Origin of the sequence: Mucilaginibacter pineti (genome assembly GCF_900101875.1) — a bacterium.
In the GTDB taxonomy this organism is placed as follows: Bacteria; Bacteroidota; Bacteroidia; order Sphingobacteriales; family Sphingobacteriaceae; genus Mucilaginibacter; species Mucilaginibacter pineti.
In genome coordinates, this window is sequence record NZ_FNAI01000015.1 from 104,564 (window position 1) to 128,195 (window position 23,632).

At 48.4% G+C, this 23,632-nt stretch carries 25 protein-coding genes; 15 read left to right on the top strand and 10 right to left on the bottom strand.

The genetic code is table 11. The annotated features are described in order from the left end of the window. Positions 1-5 precede the first annotated feature (5 nt). The 3 genes from BLS59_RS25180 to BLS59_RS25190 form a co-directional block, all read right to left on the bottom strand. A complete protein-coding gene (locus BLS59_RS25180; RefSeq protein ID WP_091154282.1) occupies positions 6-614 on the bottom strand; it encodes a GNAT family N-acetyltransferase in 609 nt (202 codons plus the stop codon). Continuing rightward, on the bottom strand, positions 611-841 hold the full coding sequence (locus BLS59_RS25185; protein WP_091154286.1) for a hypothetical protein: 231 nt from the start codon (positions 839-841) through the stop codon (positions 611-613). The genes BLS59_RS25180 and BLS59_RS25185 overlap by 4 nt, the downstream gene beginning before the upstream one ends. Positions 842-1,059: 218 nt before the next feature. Continuing rightward, positions 1,060-1,332 carry a hypothetical protein gene (locus tag BLS59_RS25190; protein ID WP_091154289.1) on the bottom strand — a complete coding sequence of 91 codons (273 nt, stop codon included), beginning with the start codon at positions 1,330-1,332 and terminating at the stop codon, positions 1,060-1,062. 89 nt (positions 1,333-1,421) lie between these two features. Between BLS59_RS25190 and BLS59_RS25195 the strand changes: the two genes are divergently transcribed. From BLS59_RS25195 to BLS59_RS25210, 4 genes are read left to right on the top strand one after another with little or no spacing between them, the layout of a single operon-like run. Continuing rightward, on the top strand, positions 1,422-1,763 hold the full coding sequence (locus BLS59_RS25195) for an SAM domain-containing protein (RefSeq protein WP_091154293.1): 342 nt from the start codon (positions 1,422-1,424) through the stop codon (positions 1,761-1,763). Between the two features lie 13 nt (positions 1,764-1,776). Continuing rightward, positions 1,777-2,514, top strand: coding sequence for an ImuA family protein (locus tag BLS59_RS25200; protein WP_240315336.1), 738 nt, complete (start codon positions 1,777-1,779; stop codon positions 2,512-2,514). Then, a complete protein-coding gene (locus BLS59_RS25205) occupies positions 2,444-4,009 on the top strand; it encodes a Y-family DNA polymerase (protein ID WP_240315337.1) in 1,566 nt (521 codons plus the stop codon). Before BLS59_RS25200 ends, BLS59_RS25205 begins: the two co-directional genes overlap by 71 nt. After that, a complete protein-coding gene (locus BLS59_RS25210; protein ID WP_091154305.1) occupies positions 4,006-7,218 on the top strand; it encodes an error-prone DNA polymerase in 3,213 nt (1,070 codons plus the stop codon). Before BLS59_RS25205 ends, BLS59_RS25210 begins: the two co-directional genes overlap by 4 nt. Positions 7,219-7,226: 8 nt before the next feature. On the opposite strand, the gene BLS59_RS25215 is transcribed toward BLS59_RS25210, so the two are convergent. Beyond that, on the bottom strand, positions 7,227-8,114 hold the full coding sequence (locus BLS59_RS25215) for an SOS response-associated peptidase (protein ID WP_091154308.1): 888 nt from the start codon (positions 8,112-8,114) through the stop codon (positions 7,227-7,229). Positions 8,115-8,117: 3 nt separating this feature from the next. Continuing rightward, positions 8,118-8,366 (bottom strand): hypothetical protein, encoded by a 249-nt coding sequence (locus BLS59_RS25220; protein ID WP_091154312.1) that lies wholly within the window; start codon positions 8,364-8,366, stop codon positions 8,118-8,120. 171 nt (positions 8,367-8,537) lie between these two features. Here BLS59_RS25220 and BLS59_RS25225 point away from each other — a divergent pair, with 171 nt between their 5' ends. Further along, a complete protein-coding gene (locus tag BLS59_RS25225; RefSeq protein WP_091154316.1) occupies positions 8,538-9,122 on the top strand; it encodes a hypothetical protein in 585 nt (194 codons plus the stop codon). Here the strand turns inward: BLS59_RS25225 and BLS59_RS25230 are convergent. Continuing rightward, on the bottom strand, positions 9,112-9,333 hold the full coding sequence (locus BLS59_RS25230; protein WP_091154320.1) for a DUF6965 family protein: 222 nt from the start codon (positions 9,331-9,333) through the stop codon (positions 9,112-9,114). The two genes, BLS59_RS25225 and BLS59_RS25230, sit on opposite strands and share 11 nt — an antisense overlap. A 136-nt stretch (positions 9,334-9,469) precedes the next feature. Between BLS59_RS25230 and BLS59_RS25235 the strand changes: the two genes are divergently transcribed. Continuing rightward, entirely contained in the window at positions 9,470-9,799 is a 330-nt protein-coding gene (locus tag BLS59_RS25235) for an RNA recognition motif domain-containing protein (RefSeq protein ID WP_091154324.1), read from the top strand. A 50-nt stretch (positions 9,800-9,849) separates the two neighbouring features. Here BLS59_RS25235 and BLS59_RS25240 read toward each other — a convergent pair whose 3' ends face one another. Both BLS59_RS25240 and BLS59_RS25245 read right to left on the bottom strand, forming a co-directional pair. Further along, on the bottom strand, positions 9,850-10,947 hold the full coding sequence (locus tag BLS59_RS25240; RefSeq protein WP_091154327.1) for a PAS domain-containing sensor histidine kinase: 1,098 nt from the start codon (positions 10,945-10,947) through the stop codon (positions 9,850-9,852). A gap of 128 nt (positions 10,948-11,075) precedes the next feature. After that, positions 11,076-13,100 (bottom strand): sensor histidine kinase, encoded by a 2,025-nt coding sequence (locus BLS59_RS25245; protein ID WP_205411349.1) that lies wholly within the window; start codon positions 13,098-13,100, stop codon positions 11,076-11,078. Positions 13,101-13,222: 122 nt separating this feature from the next. On the opposite strand from BLS59_RS25245, the gene BLS59_RS25250 reads away from it, so the two are divergent. From BLS59_RS25250 to BLS59_RS25260, 3 genes are all read left to right on the top strand, one after another. After that, entirely contained in the window at positions 13,223-14,980 is a 1,758-nt protein-coding gene (locus BLS59_RS25250) for an ABC transporter ATP-binding protein (RefSeq protein ID WP_091154336.1), read from the top strand. A gap of 137 nt (positions 14,981-15,117) precedes the next feature. After that, positions 15,118-16,221, top strand: a complete 1,104-nt coding sequence (locus BLS59_RS25255; protein WP_091154341.1) for a PAS domain-containing sensor histidine kinase — start codon at positions 15,118-15,120, stop codon at positions 16,219-16,221. Beyond that, entirely contained in the window at positions 16,221-16,670 is a 450-nt protein-coding gene (locus tag BLS59_RS25260; RefSeq protein WP_091154344.1) for a BLUF domain-containing protein, read from the top strand. Before BLS59_RS25255 ends, BLS59_RS25260 begins: the two co-directional genes overlap by 1 nt. Positions 16,671-16,691: 21 nt before the next feature. Here BLS59_RS25260 and BLS59_RS25265 read toward each other — a convergent pair whose 3' ends face one another. Continuing rightward, the gene (locus BLS59_RS25265) at positions 16,692-16,883 is read right to left on the bottom strand and encodes a DUF2188 domain-containing protein (RefSeq protein WP_091154348.1); all 192 of its coding nucleotides are present in this window, start codon (positions 16,881-16,883) and stop codon (positions 16,692-16,694) included. A gap of 13 nt (positions 16,884-16,896) precedes the next feature. Further along, on the bottom strand, positions 16,897-17,124 hold the full coding sequence (locus BLS59_RS25270; protein ID WP_091154353.1) for a hypothetical protein: 228 nt from the start codon (positions 17,122-17,124) through the stop codon (positions 16,897-16,899). Between the two features lie 40 nt (positions 17,125-17,164). Here BLS59_RS25270 and BLS59_RS25275 point away from each other — a divergent pair, with 40 nt between their 5' ends. The 6 genes from BLS59_RS25275 to BLS59_RS25300 all read left to right on the top strand — a co-directional run bounded on the left by BLS59_RS25275 (position 17,165) and on the right by BLS59_RS25300 (position 23,628). After that, positions 17,165-17,437 (top strand): hypothetical protein, encoded by a 273-nt coding sequence (locus BLS59_RS25275; RefSeq protein WP_091154357.1) that lies wholly within the window; start codon positions 17,165-17,167, stop codon positions 17,435-17,437. Then, positions 17,434-18,204: a non-homologous end joining protein Ku gene (gene ku / locus BLS59_RS25280; RefSeq protein ID WP_091154360.1), complete on the top strand. Its 771-nt coding sequence runs from the start codon at positions 17,434-17,436 to the stop codon at positions 18,202-18,204. Before BLS59_RS25275 ends, ku begins: the two co-directional genes overlap by 4 nt. A gap of 709 nt (positions 18,205-18,913) precedes the next feature. Then, positions 18,914-20,188 carry an NRAMP family divalent metal transporter gene (locus tag BLS59_RS25285; RefSeq protein WP_240315338.1) on the top strand — a complete coding sequence of 425 codons (1,275 nt, stop codon included), beginning with the start codon at positions 18,914-18,916 and terminating at the stop codon, positions 20,186-20,188. 188 nt (positions 20,189-20,376) lie between these two features. Next, positions 20,377-22,020, top strand: coding sequence for a DNA polymerase/3'-5' exonuclease PolX (locus BLS59_RS25290; RefSeq protein ID WP_091154364.1), 1,644 nt, complete (start codon positions 20,377-20,379; stop codon positions 22,018-22,020). Further along, a complete protein-coding gene (locus BLS59_RS25295; RefSeq protein ID WP_091154367.1) occupies positions 22,017-22,391 on the top strand; it encodes a hypothetical protein in 375 nt (124 codons plus the stop codon). Before BLS59_RS25290 ends, BLS59_RS25295 begins: the two co-directional genes overlap by 4 nt. Positions 22,392-22,461: 70 nt before the next feature. Continuing rightward, positions 22,462-23,628 (top strand): MFS transporter, encoded by a 1,167-nt coding sequence (locus BLS59_RS25300; protein WP_143014240.1) that lies wholly within the window; start codon positions 22,462-22,464, stop codon positions 23,626-23,628. Positions 23,629-23,632 lie beyond the last annotated feature (4 nt).

A 23,632-nucleotide genomic window follows, 5' to 3' on the forward strand; every position in this document is an offset into this window, starting at 1 on the left:
CGCATTTAGATTATACTTCTCTGATATGAAAATCTATTTCCTTCAACAAGCATTCCTTCCACCATTTCATATAAATCCTGCACAGGGTCGAACCGCAAGCCGTAAGAAAAACCAGCTTTTTCCAGGACGCGTTTAGAAGCTTTGTTCTTTCGATTAACTACAGCAGCAATTTTTTTGATCCCCTTTTGTTGGAGTTCGTGGATTATTTGCGGCAGCACCTCGCTCATCAGTAGCCGGCCTTGGGCGCTTCCTGCAAGGTAAAATTCAATAAAGTACGGGTAATCTGCGAGTAGGTAATATTCTTTTACCAGCTCGGGCGCCAAGATATCGACCATACCCATTAATCTTCCATCTTTTTTTTGCCGAATAAAATGGATAAAGCTTCTTCCGGTGTGAAAATTGAGTACCGCCCTTTGCAGCCAGGCCGTCGCCTCAGCCATTGACCGAAGCCCTTTCTCTGGAATAAAGTATAATGTCTTTTCGTCGGAAAGTATACGTAGCACTTCGTAAGCCAATTCTTCAAACCTATTAAGGTCACCAGCGCGAAACGGCTGAATTGACCAATTTTCAGCATCAAAAGCAACCGCTTCGAATGGATGTTCAACAATATTCATATTCGATATCTCAGGCTAATTGCTTTACCAATCGCTTTTAATAAACCTTCGTCAACCTCACCGGCCATTTGATCAGGAACCCATCTTCCATCGTTTTTTTTCAATATAACCGACTGCCCTTCCAATAAGATTCGGATCTCTTCCGTTTCTTTTCCGATAGGTTTTTCATTAACTACCTGATAATTATAATCCTTAGTCTCGTAAGTTATCCTTAATAGCTGCCCCATAATGATTTTGGAAATTAGCTAACTCTTTTATGTAATACAAGTTTTTCTATCTCTTTTACTCACCCATCACCGATAACTTCTCGGTCTCGCAGCGCCTGCTTCCCGGCGCTTTGACGCACCTGCGTTCACCAGTCTGCGCGATATAAGTGCGCAGAGCTCATTGCCGCGAGAAACCAATTTCAATTTGCCGGCCAGGTGCATACTGGCGCATGACAGCTTCATTCATCGTTATGCAGCGACCTGAGTAAAGCGTCCATTTCCTGCTGGTGTCCCGTAATCGCGCCAGCCAGTTCTTCCTGCTCATCCACCAATAATAACTCACCGTCATAGATCCAGTGATCCGCCGCGTCAAACAGGATATGCCCCAATTCTATTTCAGCAATAGGATCAAACAGCAAATAACCGGCTCCTTCATCCGGGAATATATGCACCCATTTACCCGTGCTCAGCCTTACCGATTTGGGCAGGTCATCAAACAGTTTATTTTCCATTAAAACAAAAGTGGATAAATAAATGTAAAAAACATTAAGAAAATGCTAAAAATATTAGCATAACTTTATAGTCCCAAATTGGAAATGTTATGGTGCCTTTTAATTTAGAGATAGAACTGGAAAATACGATGGTGCCGGCGAGCATTGAACAGCTGGACCGCCTGGCGGATGTTGACGGCTTTATCCGCTTTGACGTAACGGCAGGCGAGCGTCGTTCGGTGGTATATGTCAATGTCGAGAATGACCTGCCGCCGGCGACTCCGCAGGATGCCGAGGCTTATTTTGAGGCGGTGAATTATCCCGAACAGGTGAGCGCCTTCAGCGAAGAAGATATATTTACGCGCGATGAAGTCATTGTCATTGGTCAAGCCATACGGAATTATAATCACGAGCTGAAAGTTTATTTTAACCGATTTATGTCACGTCCTTAAAATCCCAAAACTGATGAATGCCACGAAACAGGAGATGATCGATAAGCTGCGCAAGGATCTGTTAGGCTGGGAAGGGTTCCGTCCCGTAGCGCCGGAAGAACGTCAGTCTTTCGGCCTTGGGCCGATCGAAAACGCTTTTCCCAACCGGGTATTCCCGACCGGGGCGTTGCATGAATTTATCAGCACGCGGCCGGAATTTACGGCGGCTATCGGGGGCTTTATCGCGGGTATCATGCAAACCCTGCTGGAAAACGGCGGTGTCTGCGTTTGGGTTAGCTATACCCGCAGGATTTATCCACCAGCGCTCAAGCGCTTTGGGGTTGATCCAGACCGGATCATCTTTATCGATGTGACCCGCGAAAAGGATGTGCTTTGGGTGACCGAGGAAGCATTAAAGTGTCAGGGCATTGCCGCCGTGATCTGCGAAACGCGCCTACTCAGTTTTATGGAATCCCGTCGCCTGCAATTAGCGATTGAGCAAAGCCAGGTCACCGGCTTTATTTTGCGCAAGGATGTAAAAGTGTTTAATACGACGGCCTGTACGGCGCGCTGGACGGTGAAACCTTTACGCAGCAAACTGCGGCCGGGCATGCCCGGTGTCGGTCATCCGCGCTGGCAGGTGGACCTGCTCAAAGTGAAGAACGGGCAGCCTGGCTCCTGGACGCTGGAATGGAAGAACAATGCATTCGTTCACCAGCCATTACCACAAGAACAAATTCAAAATCCCGATATCGATCGCCGTTATGCCTAAGCGCTTTGTATCCATATGGTTCAAATATTTACTGACCGACCGGGAGGCCATCCGCCTAAAATCGCTCCGGGAATTGCCTGTGGCTTTTACCGAGCCGGATCACGGGCGTATGCTGGTCATGGCCACGAACGTGCATGCCGAACATTGCGGCGTGAAGGCAGGCATGGCTGCCGCCGATGCCCGCGTGCTCGCGCCGGGCATCCAGCTTTTTGAAACCAAACCCGGCCGGAATATCAAGTTACTGAAAGGCCTGGCCGAATGGTGCCTGCGCTATACACCGCTGGTTATGGTCGACGCGCCTGATGGTTTGCTGCTGGATGTGACCGGCTGTACGCATTTGAAGGGCGGCGAAACCGAGTTTCTTAAAGATATGGTCAGCCGACTGCGCGGTTTAGGTTATACGATCCGACCCGGCATGGCCGATACTATCGGCTGCGCCTGGGCCGTGGCCCGTTGCGCGGAAAGTGGCCTCATTGTACCGGTGGGAGGTCAGCGCAACGCGCTGATGCCGCTGCCGCCGGCTTCGCTGCGGCTCGGTCTAGACCTGCTCATAAAACTGCGTGAGCTTGGATTTTACCAGGTCGGCAGCTTTATTCATCTGCCTAAATCCGTATTGAAACGCCGCTTCGGCGGCAATATGGTGCTGCGCCTTTACCAGGCGCTGGGGCAGGAAGCTGAATTTTTACTACCCCTTAAAGAGCCTGTTCCTTACAGTGAACGGGTGGCGCTGCTGGAGCCAATCCGTACCCGCGAGGTCATCGAAACAACGGTGCACGCGCTGATCGATACCTTGTGCAAACGGCTCTATGGAGAAGGTCTCGGCCTGCGCAGCGCCGTACTGACCTATTGCCGGATCGATGGTAAATCGGGTCAAATAAGCATTGGCACCAATCATCCCAGCCAGCGGACCGATCATATTTTTAAATTGTTCGCGCTGCAATTTGACCAGGTCGCGCCGGGCCTGGGCATCGAGCTGTTTATCCTCGACGCGCCGAAGACCGAACCGGCCACAGATAAGCAGAACCTGCTTTGGAACGGTAAGCCGGCGGCGGACAGTGAAGAGGTGGCCGAGTTGCTGGACAACGTGGGCGCGCGGGTGGGTAAAGACCATATTCACCGTTACCTCCCGCTGGAACACCACTGGCCCGAACGTGCGGCAGGCAATACAGCCGACTTGACGGAAAGTCCGGAAAACGACTGGCCCGAGGACAAAATTCGCCCGGTACAATTGCTGGAACCACCGGAGCCTATTGAGGCTATGGCGCTGACGCCCGATTATGCGCCCAGGCAGTTTGTGTACCGCCATGAGCGGCACATCATCGTTCAGGCAGACGGGCCCGAGCGCATCAGCCATGAATGGTGGATCGAGGACGGTGGCTACCGGGATTATTATGTGGCGGAAGATGAAGAAGGCATGCGCTACTGGCTGTTCGGTACGCCCAACGATTTGCCGGGGCAGACCCGGCGCTGGTTTATTCACGGTTATTTCCCATGAGTTACGCGGAGCTGCAGGTCACGAGCAATTTCAGCTTCCGGCTTGGCGGCAGCTACCCGGAGGAACTCGTCGATCAGGCGGCCGATCTCGGCTATACGGCTATTGCCATCACCGACCGCAATACTTTTGCGGGGGTAGTACGCGCTTATGTGGTGGCCAAAGACCGCGGCATTAAATTTATCCCGGCCGTTCGGCTCGACCTTTTGGACGGCCCGAGTCTGTTGGCTTATCCGACCGACCAGGCCTCTTACTCGAGACTATCGGGCCTGCTTACTTTAGGCAACCTGCGGGCGGAAAAAGAGAAATGCTTTCTCTATAAAAAAGACGTTTACGAATGTAGCGAAGGCAGCATCTTCGTCATCATCCCGCCTCAAACCATTACTGCTGATTTCGAACTGCCCAAAAAGTTTAAAAACGAGGCAGCTGAATACCGGCAAAACATCAAAGATCTTTACCTCGCGGCCAGCCGGACCTTTACAGATGGCGATGCCAAGCGCCTGTTCCTTCTCTCGGAATTGGGCATTCCCATGGTCTCCACCAACGACGTGTATTATCATGACCCTGGAAGGCGGGAGCTACAGGATGTTTTGACTTGCGTCCGGTATAAGCGCACGATCTTTAAAGCGGGTTTCCTGCTGCATCAAAATGCCGAGCGCTACCTGAAAGAGGCAAAGGAAATGGAGCGGCTCTTCCATGCCTACCCGGAAGCAATCGCCAACACGCAGAAGATTGCCGGAGCTTGTAACTTTGACCTTAAATGCCTTCAATACGAGTACCCCGACGAACTCGTGCCCGAGGGCATGACCGCCGATGAGTACTTAGCCGAGGTCACCTTTAAGGGCGCGCATGAATTTTTCGGCGAAATACTGGCACCCAAGCTAGAAAAACAGCTTCACTTCGAATTGGACTTTGTCAAAAGGCGCGGGCACGCCAAATATTTCCTCACTGTGCACGATTACGTAGCCTGGGCACGTTCTGAAGGCATTCTTTGCCAGGGCCGCGGCTCGGCGGCAAACTCGGCGATGTGCTATTGCTTGGGTATTACACCGGTGAATCCGATGAAATACCGATTGCTCTTTTCCCGCTTTATGTCGGATGACCGCCCGGAACCACCGGATATCGACGTGGACTTTGAGCATGAGCGCAGAGAGGAGGTCATGCAGTATGTATTCAGACGTTTCGGCCGTGACAGGGCGGCGATCTTGCCGACAGTTACCGTATTGCAAAGCAAGGGCGCGATACAGGATGTCGGTCGCGCCATGGGTTTACAGGTGGATACGGTTAAGAAATTGTCCAAAGCCTTTGAGGAACTGGCGGACGATCATATTGATGAAGAAACGATCATCAAACTCGGACTAAATCCGAAAGAACGGCACTTACGGAAAGTGATCCAGCTGACGAGTCAGCTCATTGGCTTTCCGCGCCAGCTTGGACAACATACCGGCGGGTTTGTCATCACCCAGGGAAAGCTGAGCGACCTGTGCCCGGTCTTCCATGCACGGATGATCAACCGCACTAATATCGAATGGAACAAAGACGATATTGATGCGCTCGGATTTATGAAGGTCGACCTGCTCTCGCTTGGCATGCTGACTGCCATCCGCAAAGCCTTCGACCTGGCCAAAAAACATCATGGGCTTGACCTGACGCTGGCCAATATCCCGCAAGATGACCCGAAGGTTTTTGAAATGGTCACGGCCGCCGATACGGCGGGCACCTTTCAGGTTGAAAGCCGCGCGCAGATGGTAATGGCGCCGCAATTGCGGCCAAAGAACTTTTATGACCTGGCGATTCAGGTAGCACTGGTGCGGCCCGGCCCGATACAAGGTGATATGGTGCATCCGTATATCAGGCGCAGGCAGGGCCTTGAGCCAGTCACCTACGAATCCGACGAGATCAAAGCCATATTGGAGCGCACTTTGGGCATTCCCCTTTTCCAGGAGCAGGCGATGGAGCTGGCCATCGTAGCTGCCGGATTTACGCCGACGGAGGCCGACCTGCTGCGAAGGAGCATGGCCACTTTTAAGTTCAACGGGCTGGTCACTAAGTTCGAGCACAAGCTGATCAATGGCATGACCTCCAGGGGATACAGCCTTGAATTTGCGCAGCGTATATTTAAACAGCTGGAAGGTTTCGGCAGTTACGGCTTCCCGGAAAGCCACGCCATCAGCTTTGCCCATCTAGTGTATGTTTCCTGCTGGATCAAATGTTATTACCCGGATGTGTTCGCCGCCGCAATCCTTAACAGCCAGCCGATGGGCTTTTATCAGCCGGCCCAACTGGTCAGCGACGCTTATAAGCACGGCGTATCGCTGCGTGATATTGACATTAACCATTCCGCGTGGGACTATACGCTGGAAGAAACCAAAGGGAAATTCTGTGCACTGCGGCTTGGCTTCCGCCAGGTTAAAGGATTGCGGGAGGAAGACATCCATTTCCTTACTGCTGCAAGGACGCAGCCTTTTACCCGGATGGAGCAACTGGCTGAAGCCGGTGTGTCGCAGAGTGGAATTGTGATGTTAGCCAAAGCGGACGCTTTTCGCTCTATCGGCCTCGACCGCAGGCAGGCACTTTGGGAAGCTGAAGCATTAAAAGACCGGCCAATCGGCCTGTTTGCCGGGCAGGCATCGAATAGCGCTTACGAACCGCAATTACAATTACCATTCATGCAATTATCGGAACATGTCTTACAGGATTATGCCACAACTGGTTTGTCTATCAAGGCGCACCCGTTAAGTTTCCTGCGGCCGCAATTGCAAAACCTTAAAGCCTTAACTACCAGGCAGGTCAAAGGTGTAGAAAACGGTACTTATGTACGCCTAGCTGGTATAATGTTGTTCTGTCAGCGGCCGGGAACCGCCAAGGGGGTATGCTTTATCACCCTTGAAGACGAGGAAGATACCTGTAACCTGGTGGTCTTTAAGCAGAATTTTAAAAAGTTTGCCAAGGAAATTTTATACTCCGACGTGCTTTGCGTTGAAGGCCGGGTGCAGCAGGAAGGCGGCAGCACCCACCTGATCGTCACGAGATGTTACGATTACTCACGACTGATCGGCCAACTGACCCAGGATAAAGCCGTGGAAGCCCGTCAACTGAAGAACTCGACCGCCGCTAAAAAGGTTGATCCTTACGCCGATGCGTATTTTGAAAATACGCTAAGCGCCGAAGACCTTAAAAAGCCTTTCCCGAAAAGCCGGAATTTCAGGTGATTCGAAAGCTAAAACAAAGACTGCTGCTGCGGTAACTCCGCCACTTCTTCCTGGTGTTCGTCTGTGGGTTCGATAGACAGATCGATCGCCGGAAGTTTGGCATGGGTAAATGGCTCCGAAGGGTCGAGCTTGGCTAAGAAATCGCTGGCTACCGCGCAGGCGTCCATTTGCTCGTAAGGATACTGGGTCGCCGCAATTTCTAATATTTCTTCTTTACTCAGGTCTTCGGAAATCCAGCGCCAGGCCAGTTCATCGTTCAAAATTGTGGGCATCCGCCTTTTGGAATTATGCACCCACATGGCCAGGCGATTGCCAATTGCCGTCACCATAGCCGCGGTGTTGACCATTTCACCCGAATCCCGATCCGTCCAAGGATTCCAGATCGCCGCGGTAAAAAAATATTCATGTTCCGGCAGGCTCACATAATAGGGATATTTATCTCGCGTTTTCAAGCGCTTACCCGTCCTTTTATCCTTGCGGTAGATATGCCGCCATTCAAAATAACCGGTCGATAAGATCAGGCAACGCCGGTGTTTAGCCGCATCGTAGAACATGGACCTGCCGCCGCTGCGTTCGCTGACAAAAAGGTTTTCTGCTTTGGCATTTAGCTGCGGCTGGCCGTCAACCCATTTTCCCGTCTTTTCATCTTTATAACCTTGGCGCATCCGTTTTACTTCCTCCCGGTTACGTAGGTAGTTCGGGATATAGCCCCATTCCATTTGTACAATATCGAAATTCGTCTTATCCGGCGTCGCTACGATCACGGCCACCTCCAGGTCGGTGAAACCGCTGATCACCCCTTTGTCCAGGAAGTTATACTTACTCACCGCTTTTTCAAGCGACTTCAGCTTGATAAATTCAGCCCTGGTCACCTTCTGTCCGTTATAATAACACATACGCTAATTTTTTTTACTTCTTATATGTATGGCAATTAGCTTGCCAACTTCTTCCGCTTCCTGTTGGCGTCCCTCGGGAATGGATGTCCAAAATTTAACCTCCTTCCGATCTTGCCCGACCGTGATAGTCAAGGGCTTACGACTATCGCTAAATTCAATATGGAATACCCGGCTGTCCTTAATGGAATGTTCTGTAACACTTGCCGGACATTCCTTGTACTCAATCTGAAAACACACCTCTTCTTCAATCATGGTTTTGCAATTTAAAATTAACGAATAATAGTGTAATTCGGTAATCATCAAGCCATCAAAGCTTTCTGAAATAAAAACGATAAATTTATACTAAATATTTTAGTATTTACAAGTTAATTTTGAAACTTAAATCATTATATTTATTCCACTGTTTAATATCAAAAAGGAATTATGCGTAAGCAGTGGGAAAATTTAGCCGTCGGAGCATATTACTGGGTCCCTTGCGCCGAGATTATGATGCCGGCGCCCGACGGACGGATTTATTATATTCCTGTTTTTGATCATTTGCATGCAGACCCCCAATTTGGTTTTCCTGATCAGCATTACCATATTGATGGGCGGTTCGAAATGGACCCGCGGATGAAGCATCAGTTTAATTTAAACGACGGCCATACTGCCGCAGTGATCGTACCCGACGTTACATCCGCTTATAGTTTTTTATCAATTGCCATTCAAAAAATCAAATGTGAAAGACTCAAAACCGGCTTAGCTATACCCCAAAATCCAACCGAAAAACAACAGTCAAAAATTGACCTCTACGAAAACTGGTATGAGGGATTTATAGGCAAATCATGTTCCGGTAACAAATGTCCGCATTTTGGTACGACCATGCTGGAAGCAAATGGCTTTTTAGTTTGTCCTATGCATAAGCTCACAGCAGATCCGGAAACTCTTAAAGTAGTAGCGAGGCCAGCTATCGCCAAAGAGCAGACAGCTAAACCTCGTGAATGCAGTGAATCATCCGCTAACGTCTAGGTATTTCAGGCCCGTCATAGGGATGTTCGATTGCGTTCATGATCTGTATCAGCCGGTGTTTTGCATGGTCCCCTTTATCACCTTGTTTTAACATTTCTATATTTCTTTGTACGGCGTCTTTGACTTCGTATTGGGTAGAAGCTCTATCCAATCTAAGTTTTGCGGGCAGTGTCGCGTTTTCAAAATAAATAATCAGCTCCTGATCTGTCATATTGCAAAAATAGCATTAGGTTTTGAACGGTCGGCAACTTTCTAATTCAGGAAACCAAATACAACCCTCAGGTAACACGTTCATTTGATAACACGATCCCGTTTTGAGATTGACGGGAAGTTTTATTTTTGCATTAATGACTAAAATATTTATCGGAGGTTTTCCATTGGATATGGATGAACTGGCCTTGGTGGAACTGATCGCACCATTTGCCGATGTCGTGACCATCAAGTTAGTGCGGCATCGTGATACAAAGATCTGCAAGGGCTATGGATTTATTGAAGTCGTTGATGAGGTAGCGGCGCAAAATGCAGTGTATCAATTAAATCGAAGCATTGTAGGCGACCGCGAGCTAAGTTTGAATATTGTTCAGGAAAACCCGGTAAGGGCAGCACCGTTATATCGTAAATCAGAAAGGCATGCGGCTGTGGACCGAATCAAGCGCCCGCGACGCCCGCGGATCTAAACTAGTTACAACAAATCATGGCAAGTTCATTACTCAAGCGAAGGGTACGGTCAGTTCAGCGTTTCTAAATCAAAATAAAACGTTGAGCCGACATTGGCTTCACTTTGAAGGTTGATCCGGCTGCCGTGTAGCCGAAGGATTTCTGAAACGAGGTATAAACCAATGCCAAATCCGGAAACCTCCTTTAACTCATTATTCACCCGGAAAAAACGTTCAAATAGTCTTTTATGGTGTGACTTATCGATACCGATCCCTTGATCACTTACAAAAACCCTTACTTTTTCATCATGCTTTTCATAACCAATCGTTATCGCTCCGCCCTTGGGAGAATATTTGATAGCGTTAGTAAGCAAATTGATGAGAATCTGACCGATCTTGTCCCGGTCGGCTTCAACACTAATTGACTCATCTGCTATGAGGTTGATCGAATGCTTAGAAGTCAGCAATTTGGCGTACTGTGCGGTTTCATTGATCAATGTATCCAGTACGAACGCTTCCTTTCGCAGCTCGATCTTACCACCCTCAATTCTGGCCGGAGTTAAAAAGTCCTGGACCATTGCAATCATTTTTTTTGTCTGCGCTTCTATCCGTGTAAGTAACTGTCCGCTTGAGTTATCGGCATCCTTTTTCGCTTTATTTATCAGTATCTGCACATACGAATTGATTACAGTTAATGGTGTCTTGAGCTCATGACTGACCATCGTGACAAAATCGTTCTTTCGTTGTTCTTCCTGTACTTTTCCTGTTATGTCTCTTGTAAAGCAACGGGTGTGCATAAATTTCCCGTCCTTTCGCATGACGTTGGAATTGATCAGTACATGCTTGATGGAGCCATCCTTACATTTCAGACGGGCGGTGTAATCATAAAGGGTTTCATTGTTGACAAGACGGTTCAAAATGTCTTCTATGACATGCTGGTCCGCATGGAAATTACCGATAGGAAATCCAATATATTCCTGTTTGCTATAGCCTAACGCATCCAGTTCCGCTTGATTGGCCCATATGATGATGCCTTGCGCATCGACCCAATGAAGGGGCATAGAAGCATTTTCAAAAAAATCACTAAGCTCCTCAACCCTTAGTTTTAGTTCTTCATTTTCTTTCTGATAATACGCAAGCTTTTCTTCCAGATTCCTGGTATCGTCCATAATGAAGTCAATAATGCGCCTAGTAACGCAAATCCAATGCAAAAATACTAAATTCTTATTTGATACGGACAAGCGAACATTTTCATGAGCCTTTTCTTTGAGTTAGTGTTTGTTCTAACAATTGGCCTTTAGGCAACAGGCAAAATAAAGATGAAGGTGGACCCGACGCTTTTTTCGCTTTCTGCCCAGATCCGGCCGGCGTGACGCTGGATGATCTCCGCACTCAGGTACAAGCCGACACCGAAGCCTGAAATGTGGCGGGTATGTTCACTCCCCACCCGGTAATAACGGTCAAAGATACGCGGCAGGTCTTGTGCCCTGATGCCCATGCCTTCGTCCTGAACGCTGAACAGCACCTGTCCGTCACGCATTGTGCAACTGATTTTGATCACTTTGCCTTTTGGCGAATATTTTACCGCATTCGTCAGCAAATTGGAAATGACCGAACCAATTTTTTCGCGGTCAGCCAAAACCGTCACCGCATGATCCGGCTCAAACACAAACGTGTGGCTGCTCACCGTCAGCCGGATCTCTTCCAATTGCTCTTTTGCCAGTTCCGTCAGATCGAAATCTTGCTTGACGATTTCCAGCTTACCCGATTCCAGTCGTGATACATTCAGGAACCCGTTGATCAGGCTGCTCATCTTTTTGGTTTGGAGATGGGCTTTATTGAGCGCCTGCGGTACGAATGGATCATCATTAACCCTTAGTTTTTGCTGCAGCACCTGCACCAATGCGGTGAGGGATGTCAGCGGCGTTTTGAGCTCGTGACTGGCCATACCGATAAAATCATTCTTGCGCTGCTCATCACGCTTTTGTTCGGAGATATCGCGGGCTATTTTGGAAACGCCGATCACCCGGCCCTCCTTATCGTGGATCGGCGAGATGGTCAGGGAAACATTGATCAATCCGCCGTCTGCCCTGCGGCGGATGGTTTCATGGTGATCGATCTTTTCCCCGTTACGCAGGCGGCCCAAAATGAACGGTTCTTCGTGGTGCAGATCTTCAGGGATCAATTTCAGTATGGGCTGGCCAACGATCTCCGCTTCGCTATAACCAAAAATATGTTCGGCGCCCCGGTTCCAGGCGGTGACAACGCCATTCAAGTCCTTCCCGATGATCGCATCATCCGATGACTCCACGATAGCCGCGAGCTTAGCGCTGCGTTCATCGGCCTGCCGTAATTCATCCACCAGCTCCTGTAAACGACGCTCGCTTTCGGCGAGTTCTTCATTGGTTGCCATCAGTTCCTCATTGGTCGCTGCCATTTCTTCATTGATGGCGGTCAACTCTTCGTTCAATGCCTGTGTTTCTTCTTCACTTTCCTGTAGCGCTTGTGTTCGCTCGGTGACGCGTGATTCCAGTGTTTCATTCGCCTGGGACAGTTCTTCGCGTGCCTTCACCAGTTCTTCATTGATAGCGGTCAGTTCTTCATTAGCCGCGGTGATCTCTTCGTTTGCAGCGGTCAGCTCTTCATTTAATGCCTGCGTTTCTTCTTCGCTTTGCTCCAGTTCCAGCCGGAGCCGCTCCTTTTCACGCAGATCGCGAATGACCGAGAAATAAAAATAGCCGCTAGTGCCGATAGCCAGGACCGCTGCCAATACCAGGAATATAGGTGTTAGCGTGCTATAATAGTTTAAAGTTGCCGTACGCTCATTTAACAAACGGTTCTCATCACCTTCCGCTTTTGCTATGGCTGCCCGGAAGCTGTCCATTGCGTCTTTACTAGATTCCAGATCAGCGCTGCCCAAAGTGCCCCCGTTCTGTTTCTTTGAAATTAATTGTTGAAGGGTATTCAGCCGCTGCGTCAGGACTTGCCTGATGACGGCGATATTGGCCTGCTGATTTTGATTATCAGCGGTTAGGGTTTTCAACTGGTCGGTTAGCGCTCCTGCTTCCCGATAAGCGCCATTATATGGTTCGAGAAATGCGATCTGTCCGGAAAGCAGATAGCCCCGCTGGCCTGTCTCGGCATCCTTCATCACCGACAGCAGCTTTTCCAATGTCGCTATGACTTTGTCACTATGCGCAACAGCACGGTTACTGTTCATGAGACTTTGCACCGTCAGGTAAGAAATAAGGCAGACAACCAGCAACATAAACAAAGAAAAGCCGTAGCCCAGCCGGAGGCTGCGTTGAAATTTGTTGATCATAACCGTAGATAAATACGGTAAAGATAGCGCTTTTGGAATCATTTTAAATAACGGTTAACAGCCACCAGCTGACGCGCCATTATTTTAAGCAAACAATATGGTGTCATTGCTCTTTTTTTATTATGGCTTTACTTTGGCAATACCTGCGGCCACACCGCAACCTGATCATTTTTGCTTTACTCTTGGCCGCGGCCGCGCAACTGCTGCTGCTGATAGATCCTGTGATCTTTGGGCATATCATTGACCAGTACGCTACTAACAAAGACCACTTACCGGAGCATGAATTGCTTCAGGCAATTTTGTATTGGTTATTAATCGCCCTCGGCCTAGCGGTATTTTCCAAGTTATTCAAATCGGGGCAGGATTACTTCGCCCGTAAGGCCGTCGCTTTGTTTGGTATGCAGGTCTTTAATGACGGCTTGAAACAAACGCTGCGCCTGTCTTTCCAGGAATATGAGGAAAGCCGCAGCGGTACCACGCTGTCGGTATTGCAAAAAGTGAAGACGGATGCCGAGCGTTTTATCAATGCGTTTATCACGGTGCTGTTTAGCTCGCTGGTGGGTGTCGCCTTTCTGCTTTATTATAGCCTGAGCAAAAATTGGTTGCTGGTACCGGTTTTCTTCGTAGGAATCATTGTTCTGGGTTCCTTAACAGGCCTGCTTTCTAAACGCATCAAGACCGTACAGCGCTCGATCAATCGCCAGACCGACGCCCAGGCCGGCATTATTACGGAAAGCCTGCGTAATATCGAACTGGTAAAAAGCTTGGGGCTGACCTTCGCCGAGATCCGTCGGCTGAACGCACAAACAAAGACTATCTTCGATCTGGAAATGTATAAAGCGCGCAAAGTTGCGTTTCTGTCTTTTTTGCAGGGCAATATGCTGAACCTGCTGAAGCAGTCAATCCTGTTCATCCTGCTCTGGCTGATCTTCCGCAAGGTGTTAAGCACCGGTGAACTGATCGCCATGCAGTTTATTTCGACCGCAATTTTTACACCTTTACAAGACTTAGGTAATCTCATCTTACTGTTCCGTGAAGCTGATGCCTCCTTCAAAACGTTTGACGTACTAATGCATAAGCCTGTTGAGCGGCGGCCCGACGAACCGGTTGAAATCGGTGAACTGGATATCCTGCGGTTCGATGATGTTGTATTCAGGCACCGCACTGCCAACTATAATGCTATCGATGGGATTTCCTTTGAAATAAAGCAGGGACAAACCATCGCCTTTGTCGGCCCTTCCGGTTCCGGAAAATCAACGCTGGTCAAACTACTGGTCGGTCTGTATACGCCGGTGAGCGGCAATATCTACTTTAATGAAGTTCCCTCGAATGCCATTCGCTATAACCCGTTGCGACGGCAGATCGGTTTTGTGACCCAGGACACACAGCTCTATGCGGGGACGATCCGGGATAACCTGCTGTTTGTTAAACCCGCAGCTACCGATACCGAAATGCTGGAAGCCCTGTCAAAAGCCTCAGCCATCAAGCTCATCGAAAAAGCGGGCAACGGGCTGAACACGATGTTAGGCGAGAACGGCATGAAGTTATCCGGCGGCGAAAAACAACGGATCTCGATTGCACGTGCCTTACTGCGTCAACCAAGGCTGCTCATCTTTGATGAGGCGACATCCGCGCTTGATTCGTTGACAGAAGAAGATATTACCAAAACCATCCGGGAGGTGTCCGAACGCCGGGAACAAATGACCATCCTGATCGCCCACCGTTTATCCACCATTATGCACGCCGATACGATTTATGTGTTGGAAAAAGGTGAGATCGCCGAATACGGTTCTCATGCTGACCTTCTGGACCATAAAGGTCTTTATTATGCGCTTTGGCGCCAGCAGATCGGCGAACGGCGCCAAGTGGACAATAGGTGATCGATACTGCGTCGCTTACACGTTTTAAAACAAATGGGCAGACAGGCTGTTATGAAAGGAAAATTTTCAGCCTGCTATGCCATTAATCTAAGTTAGGCCGGTTAATGGAGGCCGGCGGACGCTAAAACAATTTTGATATGTTGACGATCAGCCGTAATAATATCTTACTGGATAGTAATCAACCGGCTGACACGACGATTAAAAATCAAAGCTTGTATGTCGTCAGAACTGATCAGGCCGGTCGTTTGACGCATTTAAACCGGCTTTTTTGTGAATCGACCGGCATCAGTGATCAGGACTACTTAGGAAAGCCTTATATTGATCTGGTCTTGCCGGAGGACCGCGACCGCTGTAACGACACTTTTAAAGCTTGTCTGGAGGCACCCGGTGAACCGCAGCGTGTTTTACTTCGTAAGCGGGGACCCAAGGGAATAGGCAGCACGCAATGGGAATTTATTTGCCTGGATAAAGAAGAAGATTCTACCAGGGAGGTACTTTGCCTGGGCCATGATGTAACGCAGCTAGTCAAAAAGCAGGAGAACCTGGAAAACCTGGTCAAGATCACTTCCCGCCAAAATGAACGGCTAAAAGAGTTTACGTACATCATTTCCCATAACATTCGGTCCCATGTTGCCAACCTGAGCGGCATCATCAATGGAATAGACCGGGATGACCCTGCCGATGTAGATTACTCGCTGGAATTATTAAAGGTAAGCGTAGGCGCCCTTGATAGTACGATCCAGCACCTGAACGATATTATTACCATTCAGCAAGATATTAAGGTGCCGCTAAAGTCCTTGAAACTGAAAAGCGAGATCTTAAAAACGGCCCGGCTGCTACAGCAGCAGATCAGTGACGCAAGCGCAGAACTGAAAGTTGAGGTTGATGCAGAAGAGCGTTTAACCACGAATCCGGCCTACCTCGAAAGCATATTGCTCAACTTAATAAGCAATGCGCTCAAATATCGCCATCCGGAAAGGCAGGCGGTCATCACCGTGAGCATCGAAAATGAAAAAGACTTTAGGATATTAAGGGTTAGCGATAATGGCTTGGGTATAGACCTCGAACGAAACGGCGCCAAACTATTTAAAATGTTCAGTACTTTCCATGGAAACAGGGATGCGCGCGGTGTCGGGCTGTTTATCGTTAAAACACAGGTGGAAGCGCTTGGCGGAAAAATTGAGGTAGATTGCGAACCCAAAAAAGGTTGTATATTCAGTGTCTATTTTAAGGCAGAATAATGGAACTGTTTTCGCTGGTTTATTTCAGTAAAGCTACCCGTCCAATGGCCACGCAAGACCTGTCGGCACTTCTGGAATTTTCCAGGTCCCGCAATAAGGCACGAGGCATAACCGGCATGCTGTTGTATGTACAAAAAGGGTCAGCGAGTCAGGACACCGGTAGATTTATGCAGGTACTGGAAGGTAACGAGGCTGAAGTGCGCTTATTATTTGAAAGCATAAAAAACGACTCCAGGAATGAGCGGGTCCGGTTATTAAACGAAGTAAATATAATCGAGCGTAACTTCGCGAACTGGACGATGGGCTTTCATTCAGTGACAGACGAACAATTTGAGTCGCTGCCCGGATATTTCGAATTGAATGATAAATTTATTCACCAGCAAGCCAGCCATTGTTTTAATTTCGCACTTACGTTTTTGCACTCTTTCTACCGGTTAGGAACCTCCTGACGATAGCATAAACCCTGACCTTTAATTTTCCTGATCCGCTTCTTCCGGGTGCTCCCTAAAATATTCACGGGCTCTTTTCAGGCCGGTGGCAATCGCAATTCCCTCGTCGCCGCTTTCCTTTATGATTTCGTTTGCGATTTCTACGGCCTTTTCCCGCAACTTCGGTGGCTGATTTTTATAAGACGGCGGATAGTCTCCATTATACCAGGGCATGATTCCTCCTTTTTTAATGATGTGATTGTATATGTGCACAAATACTCTTCAGCAATTCTTCGCTAAGCGGTACGCCGGAGGTTTGTTTCCAGCCGCGCCCTACATTTTGAACAGTGGCGATGACAACGCCGTCCTGTTCAACGCCGAATGATCCTTCGTTTTCCGTAAGGCGGTAATGATGTTCTTTTCCAGCGACCATTGCATCATAAGGAAAGCTGTTTAGTTCTTGTTCGGGTTCCATAACACCTTAAACAAAAGCCGTTTCAAATAGTTGTATGTGTATGGAAAATTACGCGATTACGATCAGTAAGGACGAGGAAGTCCGCCATTTTGAGATAGGTGAATATATGCATCATGTGGAAGACAAATGCAAATATCGGGTATATGAGAACGGCGCTTATGTCGCCAGCTTTACACCTGATGACCACGACTTCCTCCAAATCTGCCAGAACCCCGGCCAGGTGGATGAAGAGATCCTGCATTTGCTGGCCGATAAGATCGAAACGCATCATCCACATGGAATCAATGATAACATTAGAAGATTAAAGCTATGAGAAGTATATGGACAGGTTCGATCGGTTTTGGCTTGGTGAGCATTCCCATCAAATTATTCTCGGCGGTCCAGGAAACCAGGCTGGACCTGGATATGCTGGACAGTCGTGACCACGCGCATATCAAGTTCCAGCGCGTCAACGAGAATACCAAGAAAGAAGTCCCTTATGACAAGATCGTAAAAGGCTATAAATACGACGACGATTATGTGATCATAGAAGATGCGGATTTTGAAGCGGCGGCGCCGGAGAAAAGCAAAGTGATTGAGATCGAAAGTTTTGTAGATGCGACCTCGGTAAACCCGATGTATTATGAAACTTCGTATTATACCGAACCTGCGACCAAGAAAAACAAAGCGTATGCTTTATTACTCGAAGCATTGAAGAAATCCGGCAAAGCGGGATTGGCGCGTTTTGTATTGCGCAGTACCGAAAGCTTATGTATTGTGCATCCGGTAGAAAAGGACATTGTGGTCACCCGAATTCGTTTTCAACAGCAGATCCGGGACCAGGGCGAACTCAAATTGGATGATGACATTACCGTTAGCAAGAAAGAACTGGATATGGGACTGGCATTGATCAATCAGTATGCTGAACCCCTCGATCTGTCCAAATACAAAGATGAATATCATACGGAACTCATGAATATCATCGAACAAAAAGCTAAAGGCAAACGTCCGACTATCAAGAAACTGAAACCGAAGGCAGCTAAAAGCGACGACTTATACGACCAGCTCATGAGCAGCCTTAATGCTAAAAAGGGAGCTTAATGATTTACCCTGATTCAAATCCAGTTTTTGGCAGGTAACCATAGCAGGATCGCAGCATCTTTGTAAACTGCAACTATTTCTACAACTTTTAGGAATGATAGACGTTATAATTCAAATAACGGTAGTTGTATGACTTTAAAACAGCTCAAAGAGGTGATCAAGTATGCAGGTGAAGTGCATGTGCCTATCAGACATATGCGGACTGCTTATTTTCAGCATACGGTTTACATTGGAAATAATTGTTACACAATTCGCGAGGAAGTAATAAAACATATCGAAAAACTCAGGAATAAAGCTAACAGCTAATACGGTTTGTATTTAAGCCTGCTGATAAGGATCAAAGTGGGAGCTATTAATTACTTATTATATACATTTACTTAAGAATTAAATTTTAATATCAGTTACAGTTAATTCGAAGGTCCCGATGGTGCGTTCGGGGCCTTCGTTTTCGATACCTTAAAGCAAAAGTAAACCTATAGAATGGCCGGTTAAAATGGATGTGGTCGGGCATTTCCGCAAGGAGCCGAAACTAACACGTCTGCCCATAACGTTGCGGCAGCAACTTTCCCATTCGCAACTTCGAAAATAATAACTTGGAAAAAATCCCACTCATACATTGGGAGTACCTGACAAATGAATCGCAAAAGGTTTGAAAATGCATTTATGACGATTTCTTGTTAACTTAAGCGTTGAAATAAATGCTCCCTTGGTGAAAAGCAAACAACAGAAGATACGGAAAGAATCTAAACTCAAAAGCTTCCTTAAAATATTAGGGCCGGGCCTGGTAACCGGCGCCAGTGATGACGACCCGTCCGGTGTGGCCACCTACTCACAGGCCGGTGCGCAGTTCGGCCTGGGTACTTTGTGGACAGCACTGCTCACTTTTCCGCTCATGGCCGCCATGCAGGAAATGTGCGCCCGCATAGGCGTGGTCACCGGCAGCGGACTCACTGGGACCCTGAAAGAACACTACCCGAAAACAATCCTTTACTTAATGCTTTTATTTAGCGTGCCGGCGGTGGTACTCAATATCGGCGCGGATATCGAAGGCATGGGTGCAGTCGCGCACCTGATCATCCCTGCAATGCCAATCTTCGGCTGGTGCCTGATCTTTGCCGGTTTATTGCTGTTCGCCATCATCCGCTTTCCTTATCAAAAGATCGCTATGATCCTGAAATGGCTTTGCCTGGTATTATGCCTTTATATCGTCATTCCTTTCATGGTAAAAGTACAATGGAGCGCGGTATTGCACGCTACTTTCGTCCCTCAGCTCAAGTTCAATAAAGATTTTATCAGCATCCTGGTCGCAATTTTAGGCACTACCATTTCGCCTTATTTGTTTTTTTGGCAGGCGACAATGTCTTCGGAAGATATAGCGCAAAAAAAGGCAACGGTTATTGTCAATAAACGCTTCCTTACGGAGGTAAAGGAAGACGTCTATTTTGGCATGGGTGCATCTAACCTGGTGATGTTTTTCATCATCCTGACATCGGGCGTGGTACTTTTCAACGGTGGTATCCATAAGATTGATACGGTTGACCAGGCGGCGAAAGCGCTGGAGCCGCTGGCCGGTAAATTCGCCTATGTGATATTCGCTTTGGGTATCATCGGCACCGGCTGTTTGGCTATTCCCGTGTTGACCGGCTCGATCTCCTATATGGTCGGCGAAACCTTCGGCTGGAAGGTCGGGCTCGAAAAGAAGTTTGGCAGTGCGAAAGCTTTTTACGCGACCATCATCATATCCCTGATTATCGGGCTTTCATTGGATTTTGCAGGTATCAGCCCGATCAAGGCCTTACTGTATACGGCCATTCTTTACGGATTAAGTTCACCCGTGCTCATCGTCATGGTGCTGCACATCAGCAATAATAAAGCGGTGATGGGTAAAAACGTCAATGGGAGGTGGTCGAATATTGCTGGCTGGCTAACCTTTGCCCTGATGACCGTTGCGGCAGTGCTGTTGGTCTACTTCTTGTTCCATTGATCTCAAGCAATCAACTGAATGTTTGCAGGCGCAGCCGCTACATTTGCGCTGGTTATATTGTCTTAAGAAGTATATAACATCATGCCGCGCAATAATGTGAAAGATTGCAAGAAACCAAAAGTTCCTTATAGCATCCTGACTGAGAAACGGTCAGGCAAACCAAACGGGCTTAACATGGTTTTCTTTCTATGGATAATCACCTGATCAGCCGCGCTTTTTCTCTGTATGCTGAGCTTCTCCAACTGCACGGCGAGGGCGAGCGCTTGTCTGACTGGTTGGCCGGTGCCGCCTACCGCATCCGGCAGATGGAAAAGCCGGTAACGGATCTATCTGCAGCAGAACTCGCCGAACAATTTCGCCCGGAGATCGTGGACATCATTAAGGAAGGACGGAAACGGCAGAATATAGCGGCGCTCGAAGAACTGATCCAACTGACGCCGGCAGGCCTGTTTGATATGATGCGTATCAAAGGGCTGGGCGGACGAAAATTACATGTGCTCTGGCAAACGGCAAAGATCGATACGATCGAAGATCTGCTGTCAGCAGCTAAAGCCGGGCAGCTCCGGAATATTCCTGGTTTTGGCGCAAAGACAGAGGCTAATATCATTGAAGCCATCGATGCGATGAACAGCAGCGCTGAACTATTTCACTATGCCTCGGTCGCCGATCTGGCGGATGTTTTCGTCGAAAAATTACAGCAGCGTTTTGACAGCACCCTGGTCTCGTTATGCGGCGATATCCGCAGGGAAACAACGACTGTCCACCGCATCGAGGTTTTGGCTGCCGTACCATTAGCAAAAGACCGGTTAAAAAAATTAATGAATGTCACTGAGCAAAACGAAACGGAAACTACCGGCCATACACATGACGAAGTACCCGTGACGATCCATCATACCGACAGGTCCAATTTTTATCATCAATTGTTTTTGCGTACCGGCAACGAAGCCCACATAAAAAAAGTCCTGGCAAATGCGGCTGACCTTAGTAGTGAAGCGACGATATACAACAGTGCCAACCTGCCCTTTATCATTCCCGCGTTGCGTGAGGATGTGGCCGAATGGGATTGGGCTAGAAATCCGCAGCCGCTGCTCAACATGGACGATATCCGCGGCGTGGTGCATAACCATACGGACTGGAGTGATGGCGTCGACCGGCTCGAAAATTTTGTTAAGGCTTGCCAGCGCAAGGGTTATGAATACGTCGTGATCTCAGATCATTCGCAGAACGCGCATTATGCGGGTGGTTTAAAGCCGGATAAAGTACTTCGCCAGATGGAAGAGATCGATAAGCTGAATAAAAAGCTTTCGCCATTCAAAGTATTCAAAAGCATCGAATGCGATATCCTGGTCTCCGGCGCGCTTGATTATGACCGGGAACTGCTCAGCCGGTTTGACCTGGTGATTATCTCCGTTCACCAGCAATTGAAGATGGCCGAGGAAAAAGCGACGGCGCGGCTGATCAAAGCCATCGAAGATCCGTATACTACGATCCTTGGTCACATGACCGGCAGGCAATTGCTTGTCCGGACGGGCTACCCGGTGGACTTCGAAAAAGTGATCGATGCCTGCGCTGCCAATGGTGTCGTGATTGAACTAAACGCCAATCCCTACCGCCTGGATATGGACTGGTCGCATATTCCTTACGCACTGGAAAAAGGGGTCATGATCTCTATCGACCCGGACGCGCACAGTACCCACGAGATCGATAACATTCGGTGGGGCGTTTCGGCTGCCCGCAAGGGTGGCTTGACCAAAGACATGACCTGGAACGCTTTGCCATTGAGTGATATAGAAGATTGGCTGAACAATCGGCACTTAAAAACTAAATCATGAAGAAAAAAAGTTATAAGATCACGTTTGCTTTAAAAGAAGGTTACTCGCCGAAGGGCAAAGTCTATGATCTGGACGATGCCGTCAAAGTCATCCGGTGTTGGATGGAAAAGCGTCTTAAAGACAACAAGCCCGTATTAAGCGGATTGCTGCAGGAAGGGCAGCTATTCTTTCCGGCACCTGAAAGCAGCAAAGAAACGGTGACGGTTTCTTCAACGGCGGTTTATTGTGGTGAACTATCGTCTACGGCAGAACTGAAGCGAAAGAATAAGGAAATTAGGTCTACCCTGGAATCACTTGCCGGCGAATTAAAAGCAGCCTTGAGGCAGGAATCGGTATTTATTATCTATCGTGATGATAATTGGTGCATTTGATAGGAAACCTTTGGCTAAACTTTAATTCAAGTAGTGGGTTAAATATGTGGGTGGAAAGGCACCGTTGGATATGAAAGTTAATAAGGTGCTCTGGATACTGCTGTTTATCGCCGTCATCAATTCGATGGGGTTTGGTATCATTATTCCGCTGATCCTGTCCTATGGTAAAAAGTTCGGCGTTAATAAAGAGATTCTTGGCATCTTGACGGCATCCTTTTCGATAGCGCAATTTTTCGCAACGCCCGTACTCGGTACGTTATCCGACCGTATCGGTCGCAAATGGATTTTGGCGTTCAGCCTGCTAGGCAGCTGCGCTTCGTTTATCTTGTTTGGCCTTGCTAACAGCCTGTTCTTATTGTTCGCCGCCCGAATTCTCGACGGCATTACAGGGGGTAATATCTCCGTGGCTCAGGCCATGGTTTCTGATATGTCGTCCGAGAAGGACCGCGCTAAGAACTTTGGATTGTTGGGCTCTGCCTTCGGCTTTGGCTATGTGATCGGCCCCGCGGCCGGCGGGTTACTTAACAAGCTGGGTGACCGCGTGCCCTTCTTTTTTGCTGCGGCGATGGCGCTGCTCGGAATGGTGCTGACATTGCTATTCTTAAAGGAGACCAGTTCCGATAAAACAAGAAAGGAAAACAAGAAAAATAAGTTGTTTGATTTCGGCGCCCTGATCAGCGTCCTGAAAATACCGGCGATCGGCGCTTCGGTCTTTATGGGCTTCCTGCTGACTACGGCGCAATTTGCCATGCTGATCGGCTTTCAGACTTTTTGCGCTGAAAAGCTCAAGCTGTCACCAGTGCAGACCGGACTGTTTTACGCCGGCTTTGGCGTGAGTGGCATCCTGATGCAGCTGCTGGTTCCCTGGATCAGCAAGCTGATCAGTTCCAAACCGTGGATCTTATTGGCTAGCACAGTTCTTTGTGCAACGGCGATGGCCTGGTGCGGTTTGACCGCCGGGCTTTTCGGCTTCGCATTAGGTATCGGTATCTACGGTTTGTTTAACGGGCTGCGCAATCCGATGCTGAATGCCATCATTGCCGACCGGATGGATGACAAGCAACGCGGGCTGGTCATGGGTGTTAACCAGTCTTACGCCTCCATTGGGCAAACCATTGGCCCGCTGCTGGCCAGCGCCGCCGCGCTGTTATCGCTGCCCGCCATTTTCTTTGTGTCGGCGGCGCTGATTGTATGGGGACTCTTCTACGGTTGGCGCTTAAAACAGGAAGCGCACTGATAAA